14 protein-coding genes and 1 tRNA gene are annotated in these 13,465 nt (G+C 64.9%); 11 read left to right on the forward strand and 4 right to left on the reverse strand.

What is annotated here, in order from left to right:
• Positions 1-19: 19 nt before the first annotated feature.
• Positions 20-1,165 carry a hypothetical protein gene (locus AC1DX4_RS26240; RefSeq protein WP_477223071.1) on the reverse strand — a complete coding sequence of 382 codons (1,146 nt, stop codon included), beginning with the start codon at positions 1,163-1,165 and terminating at the stop codon, positions 20-22.
• 287 nt (positions 1,166-1,452) lie between these two features.
• Between AC1DX4_RS26240 and AC1DX4_RS26245 the strand changes: the two genes are divergently transcribed.
• A tRNA-Thr gene (locus tag AC1DX4_RS26245) sits at positions 1,453-1,528 on the forward strand.
• Positions 1,529-1,649: 121 nt separating this feature from the next.
• Here AC1DX4_RS26245 and AC1DX4_RS26250 read toward each other — a convergent pair.
• Positions 1,650-1,970, reverse strand: a complete 321-nt coding sequence (locus AC1DX4_RS26250) for a hypothetical protein (protein WP_477223072.1) — start codon at positions 1,968-1,970, stop codon at positions 1,650-1,652.
• A 198-nt stretch (positions 1,971-2,168) separates the two neighbouring features.
• Here AC1DX4_RS26250 and AC1DX4_RS26255 point away from each other — a divergent pair, with 198 nt between their 5' ends.
• From AC1DX4_RS26255 to AC1DX4_RS26300, 10 genes are all read left to right on the forward strand, one after another.
• A complete protein-coding gene (locus tag AC1DX4_RS26255) occupies positions 2,169-2,312 on the forward strand; it encodes a hypothetical protein (RefSeq protein WP_477223073.1) in 144 nt (47 codons plus the stop codon).
• A 10-nt stretch (positions 2,313-2,322) separates the two neighbouring features.
• Positions 2,323-3,393 carry a YihY/virulence factor BrkB family protein gene (locus tag AC1DX4_RS26260; RefSeq protein ID WP_477223074.1) on the forward strand — a complete coding sequence of 357 codons (1,071 nt, stop codon included), beginning with the start codon at positions 2,323-2,325 and terminating at the stop codon, positions 3,391-3,393.
• Positions 3,394-3,493: 100 nt separating this feature from the next.
• Positions 3,494-3,682, forward strand: coding sequence for a YodC family protein (locus AC1DX4_RS26265; protein WP_019863018.1), 189 nt, complete (start codon positions 3,494-3,496; stop codon positions 3,680-3,682).
• Positions 3,683-3,867: 185 nt separating this feature from the next.
• Positions 3,868-4,314 carry an EF-hand domain-containing protein gene (locus tag AC1DX4_RS26270; RefSeq protein WP_477223075.1) on the forward strand — a complete coding sequence of 149 codons (447 nt, stop codon included), beginning with the start codon at positions 3,868-3,870 and terminating at the stop codon, positions 4,312-4,314.
• 45 nt (positions 4,315-4,359) lie between these two features.
• Positions 4,360-4,896, forward strand: coding sequence for an RNA polymerase sigma factor (locus tag AC1DX4_RS26275; RefSeq protein ID WP_477223076.1), 537 nt, complete (start codon positions 4,360-4,362; stop codon positions 4,894-4,896).
• A gap of 107 nt (positions 4,897-5,003) precedes the next feature.
• On the forward strand, positions 5,004-5,450 hold the full coding sequence (locus AC1DX4_RS26280) for a hypothetical protein (RefSeq protein WP_477223077.1): 447 nt from the start codon (positions 5,004-5,006) through the stop codon (positions 5,448-5,450).
• The gene (locus tag AC1DX4_RS26285) at positions 5,447-5,902 is read left to right on the forward strand and encodes a periplasmic heavy metal sensor (RefSeq protein ID WP_477223078.1); all 456 of its coding nucleotides are present in this window, start codon (positions 5,447-5,449) and stop codon (positions 5,900-5,902) included. Before AC1DX4_RS26280 ends, AC1DX4_RS26285 begins: the two co-directional genes overlap by 4 nt.
• A gap of 109 nt (positions 5,903-6,011) precedes the next feature.
• Positions 6,012-6,290, forward strand: coding sequence for a GCG_CRPN prefix-to-repeats domain-containing protein (locus tag AC1DX4_RS26290; protein ID WP_477223079.1), 279 nt, complete (start codon positions 6,012-6,014; stop codon positions 6,288-6,290).
• Positions 6,291-6,405: 115 nt separating this feature from the next.
• Positions 6,406-7,950, forward strand: a complete 1,545-nt coding sequence (locus AC1DX4_RS26295) for a DUF1800 domain-containing protein (protein ID WP_477223080.1) — start codon at positions 6,406-6,408, stop codon at positions 7,948-7,950.
• A 46-nt stretch (positions 7,951-7,996) separates the two neighbouring features.
• Positions 7,997-9,235: a DUF1501 domain-containing protein gene (locus AC1DX4_RS26300; protein WP_477223081.1), complete on the forward strand. Its 1,239-nt coding sequence runs from the start codon at positions 7,997-7,999 to the stop codon at positions 9,233-9,235.
• Between the two features lie 151 nt (positions 9,236-9,386).
• Here AC1DX4_RS26300 and AC1DX4_RS26305 read toward each other — a convergent pair whose 3' ends face one another.
• Positions 9,387-9,635 (reverse strand): GCG_CRPN prefix-to-repeats domain-containing protein, encoded by a 249-nt coding sequence (locus tag AC1DX4_RS26305; protein WP_477223174.1) that lies wholly within the window; start codon positions 9,633-9,635, stop codon positions 9,387-9,389.
• A 155-nt stretch (positions 9,636-9,790) separates the two neighbouring features.
• Entirely contained in the window at positions 9,791-13,198 is a 3,408-nt protein-coding gene (locus AC1DX4_RS26310) for an acyl-[ACP]--phospholipid O-acyltransferase (protein WP_477223082.1), read from the reverse strand.
• Positions 13,199-13,465: the final 267 nt, after the last annotated feature.

Consider the following 13,465-nt stretch of genomic DNA (forward strand, 5'->3'; position numbering starts at 1 on the left):
GCGGTCGCGGCAGACGTCCTTACGGCTCGATCGAGACTCGGATCTCGTAGATGTTGACCGCCTTGCCCTGCTTGTCGAAATCGGAATTGACGGCGATGGTTCCGGCCGAGCCCGGATGCTTGTCGGGGAATTGCACGTCGAACAGATATTCGTTGCGCTGCTGGCCGACCGCGTAGCGCTTGCGGCCGCAATCGCCGAGCTCGCCGAAATTGCAGTCGACGGAGATCTGCGTGTCCTTGCCGTCCTCGGCGCGGGCGATGATGTCGAACACGGCGTGCTTGCCGGCGATCTTCTCCAGCACGCCCTGCCCGACATCGAAAGCAACCGCCGAACCGGAGGCACCGGACTGGATGCGCAGGAACGGACCGCTGTCGTCCTTCATCACCTCGGCCTTGGCGTCCGACGGAGCGGCGACATGCGTCGGATCGGTCGGCGAGAACACATTGATCCAGTTGCGCGACTGGTCCGCGGCACCGGGCTTGGCCGGCGCGTTGGCGCCATCGGCCGGGGTGAAATCATCGTCCTCGACGGTTGGCGGCGCCACCGGCGGCGCCGTATCGAGCTGCGCCGCCGTCTTGAACACGCCGGTCTGGATGGCGAAGAACACGCCGATGCCGATCGCCGCAAGCAGGGTCACGGTGAAGAAAATGGCGGTCAGCGGCAGGCGGCGTCCGCGAATGCGCCGCTCGTCGCGATCGGGCGCCACTTCCGTCGCGGCACCCGAAGCGGCGGGAACCGACATGTCGATGGCCGGCGCACCAGGGAGCGTCGCGTCCGGCATGATGTCGGGAACGACCGGCAGCACGCGCGAGCGCGGCGCATCGGATGCGGGCGGCGTGGCCCCGTCGACGGCGACGGCGGACGATGGCGTTTTGTCGCCGATCTCGATGGCGGGCGCCGCAGTAGCTGCGGGCTCGCCCGCCGGGGCGTCGACCTCCAGGCCAACATCCGGCACCGCCGGCAGGAACTCGGATTCGATTTCGGTGATCGTCGCCTGGATCGCCTTGCGGCGCTTGATGGCGACTTCTACGGTCACGCCGGGATTGGCCTGGAGCGCACGATCAAGCGCGGCAAAGGCCGACCGATAGACCCTCTCGCGGAACGCGCGGTCCTCGGCATTGCCCTTTTCCAAGGCGTTCCGGATCGCTTTTTCGATCGCGTCCAAGCGGGTTCCCTCTGCAAATTGCCCAAACTTCCGTGATGGTTAGCCGTAGGCGACCAATCAATCAACGGGCGGGCGCCGCATTCTGCCTCGACGGGCAGTCCAAAGTCCATCTTGGCGATGTTCCGGCAAACAAAATCGGCATGTGCCGGCGATTCTTGCACCAAGGCGGTGCGAACCCCTGGTTTCGGTGGTCGCGGGCGCTCGTGCATGATTTGGCAAGTCGCATCTTGAATTCGCGGCCGGTTGAGTCTATCACCCAGCCCATCTTGGAGGCCTCGGCCTCCCGGGCCGCTTTAGCTCAGTTGGTAGAGCACCGCATTCGTAATGCGGGGGTCAGGTGTTCGAGTCACCTAAGCGGCACCATATTTTCCACATGCTCGACCGTCTCTGGCATTAGGCTTTGCGCCCTCCGAGCGCCATATCGGTACGCGCCTTGGACTGCGATGCTATGGCGATGTTGCCGGTTGGGGAATTGCTCCCTTGCTCACGCGGTGCTGCCCTTTTTGATATCGGCCGAACCCAGTGATCCACTCTCCTCGGCGATAGCCTCGGCAATGTATTCCCTGAGGTCGCCGACCTCATCTTGAATGTCTTCGGCGGCGATGCCTTCATCCTTCGCATCGGCGATGCACTGGCTAGCCAGTTCCTGCGCCACGTCGGCCCCGGCGGGGACCTGGGTCGGTTGTTCGACGACGTGCTCCTCGATCCAATCCTCCACAAAGTGGCCGGCTCGGTTGACGATGAGGTCGGCGTCTTCGGAAAGGTCCGCCTCGGTTTTCAGCTCATGCTTGGTCAACGCCTTCATGGGACACACCTCAACAATGGACCTGCTTGCAACGCCCACGGGCCGCCAAAAGATGCATTGAGCTGACGAGAAAATCGCTGTCTGTCGGGTCGAGCCCTCGATCTCGAGGTTTTCAACGCCGCATCGTGGGAACAGGTCGTCCTTCCGCCGCGTTACTGACCACGCGTCGGACATCGATCCGAGCGAAGGAGGCGGGCCATGAAGGACGAGGCATTCAGCACCCCAGTCAAAGTGCGTCTGAGTGATGGAATCAAAATCGCCGCCGCACAGGAGGTGGCCAGGGAGGCCTTTGCCGCTCTGGCCGCCGCCGCAGCCATCCTGATCGAACGCGGCGCTGAGTAAGGAGCGCCGCGTGGCCTCGAAAGCGAAGCAGAGCCCGCAGCCCGCAGGCAAACAAGTCTCGTTGATCGATGAAGAAGCGGCCAGTCGCGCTGCATCGACGACGCAGGATAGTAAGGCGACCCTGAGGGCGGAGCGGGGTGATCGGGGGCGCGACGCGGCTTGGCCATCACAGATACCTGCTCTCGGCTGGAAGGATATTTTTTGGCGGCTGTGGGAAGAGTTCAACAAGGACCGGGTTCTGCTCGTCGCGGCCGGCGCCACCTTCTATCTGTTGCTGGCACTGTTTCCGGCGCTCGCCGCGTTCATTTCAATTTACGGCTTTGTCGCCGACCCGGTTACAGTTGCCGACCATGTCGCCTATCTCGGCGGATTGCTGCCATCGGGTGGGTTGGACCTCATTCGCGGCCAGTTGCAAGCACTGGCCAGTCAGAAACCCGGCGCTCTCGGCACCGGTTTCTTCATCGGCCTTGGCATTGCGCTGTGGAGTTCCAACAGCGGGATGAAGGCCCTCTTCGACGCGATGAACATCGCCTATGAAGAGCGCGAGAAACGCAGCTTCCTCATGCTCAACGCGATGTCGATCCTGTTTACGGTCGGAGCGCTGCTGATTGGCATCGTGCTGTTGCTGACGGTGGGCGTGGTTCCGGCACTGTTGCGCTTTTTCTACCTTGATGCCTGGACGGAAACGCTCGTCGCGGTGTCTCGGTGGCCGATCCTGATCGGCGCCATGCTGACCGGCATTTCCCTGCTCTATCGCTTCGGGCCTAGCCGCGAACATGCGAAATGGCGTTGGTTGAGCTGGGGCGCCTTGATTGCGACGGTGGCGTGGATCGCGGCGTCCTGGCTGTTCTCGTTCTACCTGCAGCATTTTGCCAATTACAACGCCACATACGGCTCGCTGGGCGCGGTTGTCGGCTTGATGATGTGGACATGGATTTCGGTCATCATCCTCATAGCTGGCGCCGCCATCAATGCGGAGATGGAGCATCAGACCGCCATCGACTCCACCACGGGCCCAGCGCGCCCGATGGGCAAGCGCGGTGCCGTCGTCGCCGACACGTTGGGCAAGATTGCGGATTGATAGCTGGCATGATGGATCGCTCTGCCAGCGACCCATATCCGCCATTGTCGCGACTCGGGTTTGGTGGGAAACTCGTGGGCCTCAGCATGGGAGGTCCAAAATGCCCAACACTTTCAAGACCGGAGACGTCGTCAAGCTGAAGTCCGGAGGGCCGAAGATGACGGTCAGCGACGGCGCTGCTTCCGGCATGTATCTCTGTCACTGGTTCAACCGTGAGGGCGATGTCTGGATCCCGCAACATGCGGGCTTCAAACCGGACCAGTTGGTGGCCGCCGACCCATCGGCGTAGCTCCTGCCCGTTCGCCAGGGGAGGTGGCCGGCCGGCGTGAATTCGGATGACGCCGATGAGGCGGCGTCGCCGAATCGAATGATTGGCACAGGCGACCGACGGATTTCCCCTGTCGCGGCGTTTAACGGTTGAGGCGTGACTACGGCATGGGCCGTGGCCGATGCGCCAACCGGAGACGCCTGAGCATGATACGCCGTTCGATCCTTGCCGCTGCCTTGAGCCTGCTGACCGTTTCGGCTCTCGCCCAGACGGCGACGCAGCCCCCGGCCGCCACGCCTCCTGCTGCCACGCCGCCGGCCGCCGCCGCCCCTGCTGCGCCTAAGGCCAAGTCCGACATCACGCTGGCCAAGTTCCAGAAGCGGCGGGAGAAGGCGATCATGGCCGCCGACACGGATGGTGATGGCAAGATCAGCCTGCTGGAGTGGGAAGCTTTTCAGGCCAAGCGCAACGCCATGGGCGACGCCGCCAAATCCTTCGCGCGCATCGATTCCAATCATGACGGCTTCATCGATCGCGCCGAGCTCGATGCGTTCTTCGCCAAGCGCTTTGCCAGGCTGGACAAGAACGGCGACGGCGTTCTGACGGCGGACGAGATGCCAGGCCACAAATCCGCTGCCAAGCCGGAGCAATGACCAAGAGGCCATGACGCGTGATGAATATCGGGAGTGCGCCAGCCGATGAGCGCCGATCCGGACGAGGAGCTGGTTCGTCGGGTCGGCGCCGGCGATCCCGCGGCGGTGCAGACGCTCGTCGCGCGCAAATTGCCGCGCATCCTTTCGCTTGCCGTACGCATGCTGGGCGACGCGGCGGAGGCCGAGGACGTCGCACAGGAAACCTTCCTGCGCATCTGGCGCCATGCCTCGAGCTGGCGGCGCGGCAACGCGCGCTTCGACAGCTGGATCCACCGGGTGACGCTCAACCTTTGCTACGACCGGCTGCGCCGGCGCCGCGAGGTGGTGACCGACGATGTGCCGGACATGGTGGACCCTGCTCCGCTTCCCGATGCAAGCGAAGAGCCGCATCGGATCGAGCAGGCGTTGCAGGCAATCGCGCCACGCCAGCGCGAGGCGATCATCCTGGTCTATTATCAGGAGATGTCCAACATAGAGGCGGCCGCGACCCTGGAGATCAGCGTCGATGCGTTGGAGAGCCTGCTCTCGCGCGGCCGGCGAGCCTTGCAGATGATCCTGGCCAGGGATGGCATCCATGACTGAGAAAGGCGCGACCATGAATGGCGCACATTCACCGCGCCTTGCGGGTGTCCGGCGGCTCATTTCCAACCCGCGTGGGCACGCGGCACCAAAGGGCAAGGGGAAGATAGATGGCTGAAGACATCGAGGACGACCCGGCAATGGACGCTCGACGCTTCGCGGCGCTCGCCGAGGCCTATGGCGGCGATTTGCGGCGCTGGCCGCAAGCGGAGCGCGAAGCCGCCGCCGCCTTTGCTTCAAGCGAGGCGGGCCAAGCCATTTCGCGAAAGGCCGACACGCTTGACGCCCTGCTTGACAGCTACAGCGTCCCCCACCCCGGCAGGGCGCTGCATGACACGATCCTGCGGAGCGCCGACCGGTACATCGTCCGGCGCCGGCGCCAGCGGTTCTGGTGGCTGGGGTTGGGGCTGGCCGGCATTGGGCTGGCCGGCGCCATCGCCGGACTGGCCCTTGTGACCGTCGTCACGCCCGAGGTTCAGCCCGACCACTATGTGCTCGATGCCAATGCGACGGCGTTCGGCGATGCCGGACCCGAAACGATCGAGGAAGACCTATGAGCACAGGGCGCAATCTTCTTATCGCTTCGGTGGTGCTGAACGTCTTCCTGGCCGGCGCGCTTGCCGGCGGGGCGGTCTGGATAAGAAGCGGCAAATCGGCCCAGGGCACCTCGCTGGAAGCAGCCGGCGGCCGGCTTCCCGACCAGCAACGCACACTGTTCCGCAAGGCGCTGCGCGAAGTCCGTCGCGAGTCGCACGACATCATCCTCGACGGCCAGCAGGCCAGGCGCGAGGCGGCGGATCTGCTGCGGCAGCCTGTCCTCGACACGGCGGCCCTGTCGGCGGCGCTCGAGCGGGCCCGCAATGCCGACGTCACCGTGCGCACGCGGCTGGAGCAGCGCATTATCGAGTTCGCGGCGGCGGGTTCCGCCGAGGATCGCGGCGTGCTGGCGGAGGGCCTCGCAAGACGCAGCGGGACACAGCCATCCGCCACTCCAAAAAAATCGCCGTGACGACCGACGGAAAATGCCGACGGCGCCCGTTTAACGAGATGAAGGGCAGACCTGCCGGACCATCTGGTGCCGACAGGTTTTCAACCTCGGACAACTTCGGAGCATGGTCATGAACTATCTGACAAAATACGCGATCACCGCCGCTCTCGCGGTGACCGGAACGGCGGCGACGGTTGCGGCATCCTCGGCGATGCCGCTGGCGCCGCTTGCCGCCCCAGCGCTGGTCGAGCACGTCGCCTGGGGTTGCGGCCCTGGCTGGCATCCCAATCCCTGGGGCCGCTGCGTCCCCAACCGCGTGGTGGTCTACCCCGGTTACCATTATTGGCATGGCCCGGCCTTCTATATCGGGCATCCGCACCGCCACTGGCACCGCTGGCATCGCTGGTAGGATCGCCCGGGGCCGTCCGCAGCGCCGGCCCCACGACCTCGGTTGAACAGGCACGAAACGGCTCGAACGGGCTTCCGGCGCCGCGCGTTGGAAGCCCCAGCAATGGAGAGCTGACTTGGCTATCCCGGCTTCCAATTCCCCGCCAGATCCAGCCCTCGTCGCTTTCAACCGCTTCGGCCTCGGCGCGCGGCCCGGCGACCGCGACAGGGTGGCCCACGACCCGCGCGGCTATCTGAAGGCGGAACTGCGGCAGCCCGACATCGCCCTGATCTCACTCGATGATCCGGCCTATGCCAGCCTGCCGGGCAGCACGCCGGCCATCCAGGCCAGCATGGCGGCGAATTTCCAGCGCAAGCTCGGCCGCGAGCATATGGCCGCAGCTGTAGCGCAGCCGGCGACGGCGAGCGCCCAAACCATGCCTGCCCAGAATACAGCCGCCCAGAATATACCTGCGAAGGCCACGCCGGCCCCGATTACGCCTGTCCAAGCCGTGCCCCCATCCTCAGCCCCGGCAAAGTCCACAGCCGCGGCAAAGCCCGCGCCGCCAATCGAGGCCACGCTGTTCCGCGCAGAAGCCCAGGCGCGCTTCGACAAGGCGCTGCGCGCCGAGGCCGGCTTTGTCGAACGTCTCGTCTATTTCTGGTCGAACCATTTCTGCGTTTCAGTGGCGAAGGACAACATCGTGCGCGCGAGCGCCGGTGCCTTCGAACGGGAAGCCATCCGGCCCTTCGTGCTCGGCCGTTTCGCCGACATGCTGATCGCGGTGGAGCGGCATCCGGCGATGCTGTTCTATCTCGACAACCAGCAGTCGATCGGCCCGGACTCCCGCGCCGGCAAGAACCGCCAGCGCGGCCTCAACGAGAACCTCGCTCGCGAGATCATGGAACTGCACACGCTGGGCGTCGGCAGCGGTTATAGCCAGGCCGATGTCACCAGCTTCGCGCGCATCCTGACCGGCTGGACGATGGCCGGGCGCGAAGGTCGGCTGGGCGAACCCGGCAGCTCTGTCTTCAACGCCAATGCCCATGAGCCGGGCGATGCGGTGCTGCTGGGCAAGACCTATCCGGCCGGCGGCATGGGCCAGGCCGAGGCCGCACTCAACGACATCGCCAGCCATCCGGCGACGGCGCAGCACATCGCCACCGAACTCGCCCGTCATTTCATAGCGGACGAGCCGCCGCCCGCGGCGGTCGCGCGCCTGGCCAAGGTTTTCGCCAAGAGCGACGGCAATCTCAGGGCAATGGCGGCGACCCTCATCGACATGCCGGAGGCCTGGTCGACGCCCCTCGCCAAGATGCGCTCGCCCTTCGACTACATCGCCGCCATCCGCCGGGCGGCCGGCCCGGGTCCGGCAAACGATCCCGGCCAATCGCTCAACTGGCTCAACGCGCTGGGCGAGCCGCTCTGGCAGCCGCCGGGACCGAACGGCTTTTCCGACGAGGCGGACAGCTGGGCCTCGGCCGAAGGCATGAAAATCCGCCTCGACATCGCCTGGCAGGCGGCCCGCCAGGTCAAGGATATCGGCAATCCCAACGACATGCTCGACGCTGTCATCGGCCCTTCCGCCTCGCCGGAGACGCGGCAGGCGGTCGCCCGTGCCGAGTCCAAGCAGCAAGGCCTGGCGCTGCTGCTGATGGCGCCGGAATTCCAGAGACGATAGCGCGAGCGACAGGTCCGGCGCCGACAACTCCCATGGAGACCAAGTCATGAGCCTGCTGTGTGAAACCCCGCATCCTTCCCGCCGCGCCGTGCTGATAACCGGCGGCGCACTGTTTGCCTGGGCCTACCTGCCGCGTTTCGCCCGCGCCGCCGACAATCGCGATCCGCGCTTGATCGTCATCGTCCTGCGCGGCGCGCTCGACGGCCTGTCGGCGGTCGGTCCGATCGGCGATCCCGACTATGCCGGCCTGCATGGCGACATCGCTCTTTCACTCGCCGGCCCGCACGCGGCGCTGCCGCTCGACGGTTTCTTCGCGGTCAATCCGGCGATGCCGGTCTTTGCGCGGCTGTTCAAGGCAAACCAGGCGGCAGTGGTGCATGCCGCCGCGACCGGCTATCGCGAACGCTCGCATTTCGATGGCCAGGATGTGCTGGAAAGCGGTTTTGCCGGTCCGGGCCATGTTGCCACCGGATGGCTCAACCGGGCGCTGGAGAGCCTGCCGGCGGGTGACCGTGTGGCGACGCTTGGCGGGCTGGCCGTCGGCCCGTCGACGCCGCTGGTGATCCGAGGTGCTGCCCCTGTGCTCGGCTGGGCGCCGCAATCGCTGCCGGCGCCGGCGGGCGACCTCGCGGCGCGGGTTCTCGATCTCTACCAGCATCGCGACCCGGTGCTGGCGGTGGCCCTGCGAAAAGGCCTCGACGCCGACCGCATGGCGCTCGACGAACAGATGGGCGGCAAGACGATGAAGCCGAAGGGCGGCCTCGACAGCGCCGCCGGCATGCGCCAGGCCGCGCAAGGTGCCGCCAAACTGATCGCGGCCGATGACGGGCCACGGGTTGCAGCGCTCGCCTTCGACGGCTGGGACACGCATGTCAATGAAGGTGGCGCGACGGGCCGGCTCGCCACGCTGCTCGGTGGCCTCGACGGCGCCTTCGAGGAATTCGAGAAGGGGCTCGGCGAGCGCTGGAAGGACACAGCGATCGTTACCATCACCGAGTTTGGGCGCACGGCGCAGATCAACGGCACGGTCGGCACCGATCATGGCACCGGCACGGTGGTGCTGCTCGCCGGCGGCGCGATCAAGGGCGGCCGCGTCATCGCCGACTGGCCCGGCTTGAAGCCGTCCCAGCTTTACCAACAGCGCGACCTCGCCCCGACCAGCGATGTCAGGGCGGTGCTGAAAGGCCTGCTCGCCGACCAGTTCGGACTCTCGGCCTCAGTGCTCGGCGACAAGGTGTTTCCGGAGTCCGCGGCGGTGAAGCCGATGCGGGATCTCGTCGTATGAGGAATTGAGATGACGTCACAGGGGACGCCACCTCTAACTCTTTGTTTTGACGCAATTCCGGGCGGAAAACCGTTCACACTTTTCCTGGAATTGCTCTAGCGGAAACGCCCACACCGCTTCGGAGCGGGTGCCGCGTCGATCCGCTCGGTGATCACAAGTGGTGGTGCCAGTGGTGATGGTGCCGCCAATGTCCCGGCCCGATTATTATCACACGACGATGGTTGGGCACGCAACGCCTCCACGGGTTCATGTGCCAGCCAGGGCCGCATCTCCAGCCGACGCTTTCGGCCTGCAACGGAGCGGCGCTGGGCTTTGCTACGGGCAGCGCCTGCGAGCCGATGCTCGACAGCATCAACGTGCCTGCTGCGACTGCGATGGGCAGAATGTATCTGGTGAGCATGATCGTGTCCTCCATGGTTCACATTCCCGGGAACAGCATAGCACTGAGCCGGCTGAAGCCGCGTGAGGGGTCCGATCACATATTCGTTAGCGGCAAAACGCTCGGCAGGCGACGCCGCGATTTTCAGCGCGGCGTCGTTGAGCATGTCGCCTTGATCAAGCGGCCTCGACCTTGGCGGCGGGCGCACCTTCTCCCCGCACCAGTCTGGTCACGCCGGCGAAGTCGAGCTTACCGGAGCCGAGCACCGGCACTTTCTGGACGACGCGCACTTCGGCGGGCACCATCAGGTCCATGGCGCCGTTCGCCTTGGCGAAGGCCAGGAGTTCGGCACGTGTGGCGCCGGGGGCCTCGGTGATGAGAATGAGCTTCTCGCCCTTGCGCTCATCCGGCACGGAAGCGACTGCCGACAACAAGCCTTTCCACAATTCTCCCGCCAGCGCCTCGACGGCGGCGAGCGAAATCATCTCGCCACCGATCTTGGCGAAACGCTTGGCGCGGCCGCGAATGGTGATGAAGCCGCCCTCATCGACCGAGACCACATCGCCAGTGTCATGCCAGCCGTCCGCCAGCGCTTCGAGCACGCCCGGCTTCTCGGCGCGCAGATAGCCCGCCATCACGTTGGGCCCGCGGACATGCAGCCTGCCGCCTTCGTCGACACCTGGCACCGGATCGAGGCGATACTCCATGCCGGGCATGATTTTGCCGACACTGCCGGAACGGTTGTACATGGGCGTGTTGATGGAGATGACCGGCGCGGTCTCGGTGACACCGTAGCCTTCCAGGATGCGCACGCCGAACTTCTCCATATAGGTCATACGCGTCGACGGCTTGACCGGTTCAGCGCCGGCAAAGCAATAGCGTATCGAGCGGAAGTCGTACGGGTGCGCGGTGCGCGCATAGCCGCTGAGGAACGTATCGGTGCCGAAGATGATCGTCGCATTGGATGCGTAAATCAGTTCCGGCACGAGGCGGTAGTGCAGCGGTGATGGGTAGAAATAGACCGGCACACCCGAAATCAGCGGCAGCACCGTGCCGGCCGTCAAGCCAAAAGAATGGAAGATCGGCAAGACGTTGAACACCTTGTCGCCCGAGTGGAAGTCGATGCGCGAGGCCGCCTGCGCCGCATTGGCCAGGATGTTGCGGTGAGTAAGCACCACACCCTTCGGCGTGCCTTCCGAGCCCGAGGTGAACAGGATCACCGCCGGGTCGGTTGACTTGCGCGGCGCACGCGGCGTCGACTTGCGCAGCAGGCCGAGCAACTTGTCCTTGAGACCGATCGTTTTGCGCAGATCGTCGAGCCAGACGATGTCAACCGAGCGGCCGATTTCCTCGACCACCGCGCCGAGCTTTGCCTGCTCGACGAACGCGCGAGACGTGAGCACAGTCCGAACTTGCGCCGCCTTGCAAGCGGACAGGATGTTGGCGGCACCAGCGGTGAAGTTGATCATCGCCGGCACCTTGCCGGCCGACATCACGCCAAGCAGCGTGGCGCATGAGCCATTGGCGTTGGGCAGCATGATGCCGAGCGTCTGCTGATCGGCGTAAAGGTTCTGGAATTTCTCACCGAGTACGGCGGCCGCCGTCAGCAGCTTGCCGTAGCTCAGTGAGCCGGTGACCGGATCCTGCACGGCGAGCCGTTTCATGCCGCGTTCATTCGCCGTCAAGATGATCTTTTCCAGCACCGTCTTGTCGATGTCCTGGGTGCGGAAGACGAGATCCGACATCACCTGATAGAGGGCCGCACCCGCTGCGGCGCGACGCTGGCGGCCCTTCAGTTCCTGCGGCACTTCGAGCTTGACCGGCTCCAGAATGGTCACCTTGACCTTCGGGAACAGGCGGCGGCGCACATGCTGCGACGTCAGCCGGGAGAACGGGCTTTTCTCCAGCCCATCGATGCGGATCGGCACAACCATCGAGCCGGTCTTGTCCGCCACCATGGCGGCGCCGTCATAGACCTTCATCAGCCCGCCGGTGACGGTGATGCGGCCTTCGGGGAAGATGACCAGAGGATCGCCGCCCTGCACGACCTTGATCAGCGTGCGGGTCGACATCGGCTTGGCCGGGTTGAGCGGCAGAGCGCGGGCAAGCTTCATGAACGGCTTCATCCACCAGGCCTGGGCGATGGTGTAGTCGATGGCGAAGACCGGCTCTTCATCGGTCAGCGTCAGCGCCAGCGGACCGTCGAGGAAGCTGACGTGGTTGAGTGCCAGGATCGGCGCCTTGCCGGCCGCCTTGAGGTTGTCCATGCCCTCGACCTCCAGGCGCAGGAAGGCGCGGAACAGAATGGAGACGAAGTCGCGGAACGCGTTGGTCGGCAGGAATTTCAGCATCAGCCAGGCAGCAACGGCGTTGGCCACGGCGAGCCCGAACAGGATGCCGCCGGTCGAGACTTTCGTCTGGATCACGGCGACGAGAATGCCGCCGACGGTCATGAAGCCGGCATTGACGATGCTGACGGCAGCGACGACACGGGCGCGGCGCGCTTCGGGCGACCAGGCCTGCACCGCGGCGAAAGTCGGCACCACAAGGAAGGCGCTGGCGATGGCCATGCCGGCAAGGTCGATGGCGACGCGGATGGTGTTTGGCCCGGCGAAAAACAGGCCAAGTGTTTCGGCCCTGGGCGACGGCTGCATGCTCCAGATGGTCCAGGCAAGATGCAGGCCGAACAGCGCCAGCAGCGCCGTGCCGACCGGTGCCGGCAGAAGCACGATGCGCCCCTGCGACATCCATGCGGCAATGGCGGAGCCAATCGCGATCGAGACGGCAAACACCGCGAGATAGACGGTGACGGCGATCTCGTTGCCGCCGAGCGAATCCTTGATCAAGGTCGGCAGGATCGACAGCACGATGGCGCCGATCAGCCAGAACCAGGAGGTCATCAGGCCGGCGCGCCAGATGCGCGTGTCGGTGCGCAATTCGCTGACCTGGCGCCAGGTCGAGCGGAAGATGTTCTTGTCGATGGCAAGGTCGGGCGCCGCCGAACCGGTGGACGGGATGTAGCGGCTGACGAACCAGCAGCCGATGGCCAAGGCCATCATGATCGGCCCGAACACCGTGACGCCGATGCCGTCGGCCGAAACGACGCCGCCGGCAATGGTGCCGCCGAGGATGGCGGCAAACGTCGCCGACTCGATCCAGGCGTTGGCCTTGGGCAGTTCCTTGCGCTCGAGGTGATCGGGCAAGATGCCGTATTTGATCGGTCCGAACAGCGCCGAGATGACGCCGAACATCAGCAGCGCCGTCATCAGCACCGGGATCGACGACAGCGCGATGCCGGCGACAGAGACTGCCGCCGCGGCGATCTCGGCGAATTTCAGCCGGCGGGCGATCAGCGCCTTGTCGAAGCGGTCGGCGATCTCGCCGCCAAGGGCTGACAACAACAGGAAGGGGGCCATGAAGACGGCCCCCGCCAAAGTGACCAGCGAAGCCGCCTGGTCGGCGGCCAGCGTGAAGAGGATCAGGAACACCAGTGTGTTCTTGAGGAAATTGTCGTTGAAGGCGGACAGGAACTGCGTCCAGAACAGAGGCGCAAAGCGCCGGGACAACATCAGATGCGTGTTCATGGCGATTTCCATTTTGCGGAACCTGCGACGATGCGCCGGAGGCTCTGCGGGTTGAAGGCGGTGTTTCAATCTCAGTGATATCAGTGAGCTGATTAAACTTCCTTACTATGCTTGATGCCCATCCATGGCTTTCGATCTGCCCGAAATGAACATCGTTCACAATCGCACTCTATCAGGTTTTGAACATTGTTCAAGCAGAAAATGAACAACGTTCACCGAAACCGAAAACGGAGCCTGCGACTGGGAGGTCTGTTAGGGGAAGCGCCC

Source organism: Mesorhizobium sp. P3_A8 (assembly GCF_056402995.1).

Excerpts from the sequence above, each read along its gene's own strand:
- AC1DX4_RS26250 (WP_477223072.1), bottom strand. The coding sequence starts at position 1,970 with ATGAAGGCGTTGACCAAGCATGAGCTGAAAACCGAGGCGGACCTTTCC.
- AC1DX4_RS26255 (WP_477223073.1), top strand. The coding sequence starts at position 2,169 with ATGAAGGACGAGGCATTCAGCACCCCAGTCAAAGTGCGTCTGAGTGAT.
- AC1DX4_RS26265 (WP_019863018.1), top strand. The coding sequence starts at position 3,494 with ATGCCCAACACTTTCAAGACCGGAGACGTCGTCAAGCTGAAGTCCGGA.
- AC1DX4_RS26270 (WP_477223075.1), top strand. The coding sequence starts at position 3,868 with ATGATACGCCGTTCGATCCTTGCCGCTGCCTTGAGCCTGCTGACCGTT.
- AC1DX4_RS26275 (WP_477223076.1), top strand. The coding sequence starts at position 4,360 with ATGAGCGCCGATCCGGACGAGGAGCTGGTTCGTCGGGTCGGCGCCGGC.
- AC1DX4_RS26280 (WP_477223077.1), top strand. The coding sequence starts at position 5,004 with ATGGCTGAAGACATCGAGGACGACCCGGCAATGGACGCTCGACGCTTC.
- AC1DX4_RS26285 (WP_477223078.1), top strand. The coding sequence starts at position 5,447 with ATGAGCACAGGGCGCAATCTTCTTATCGCTTCGGTGGTGCTGAACGTC.
- AC1DX4_RS26290 (WP_477223079.1), top strand. The coding sequence starts at position 6,012 with ATGAACTATCTGACAAAATACGCGATCACCGCCGCTCTCGCGGTGACC.
- AC1DX4_RS26300 (WP_477223081.1), top strand. The coding sequence starts at position 7,997 with ATGAGCCTGCTGTGTGAAACCCCGCATCCTTCCCGCCGCGCCGTGCTG.
- AC1DX4_RS26305 (WP_477223174.1), bottom strand. The coding sequence starts at position 9,635 with ATGCTCACCAGATACATTCTGCCCATCGCAGTCGCAGCAGGCACGTTG.
- AC1DX4_RS26310 (WP_477223082.1), bottom strand. The coding sequence starts at position 13,198 with ATGAACACGCATCTGATGTTGTCCCGGCGCTTTGCGCCTCTGTTCTGG.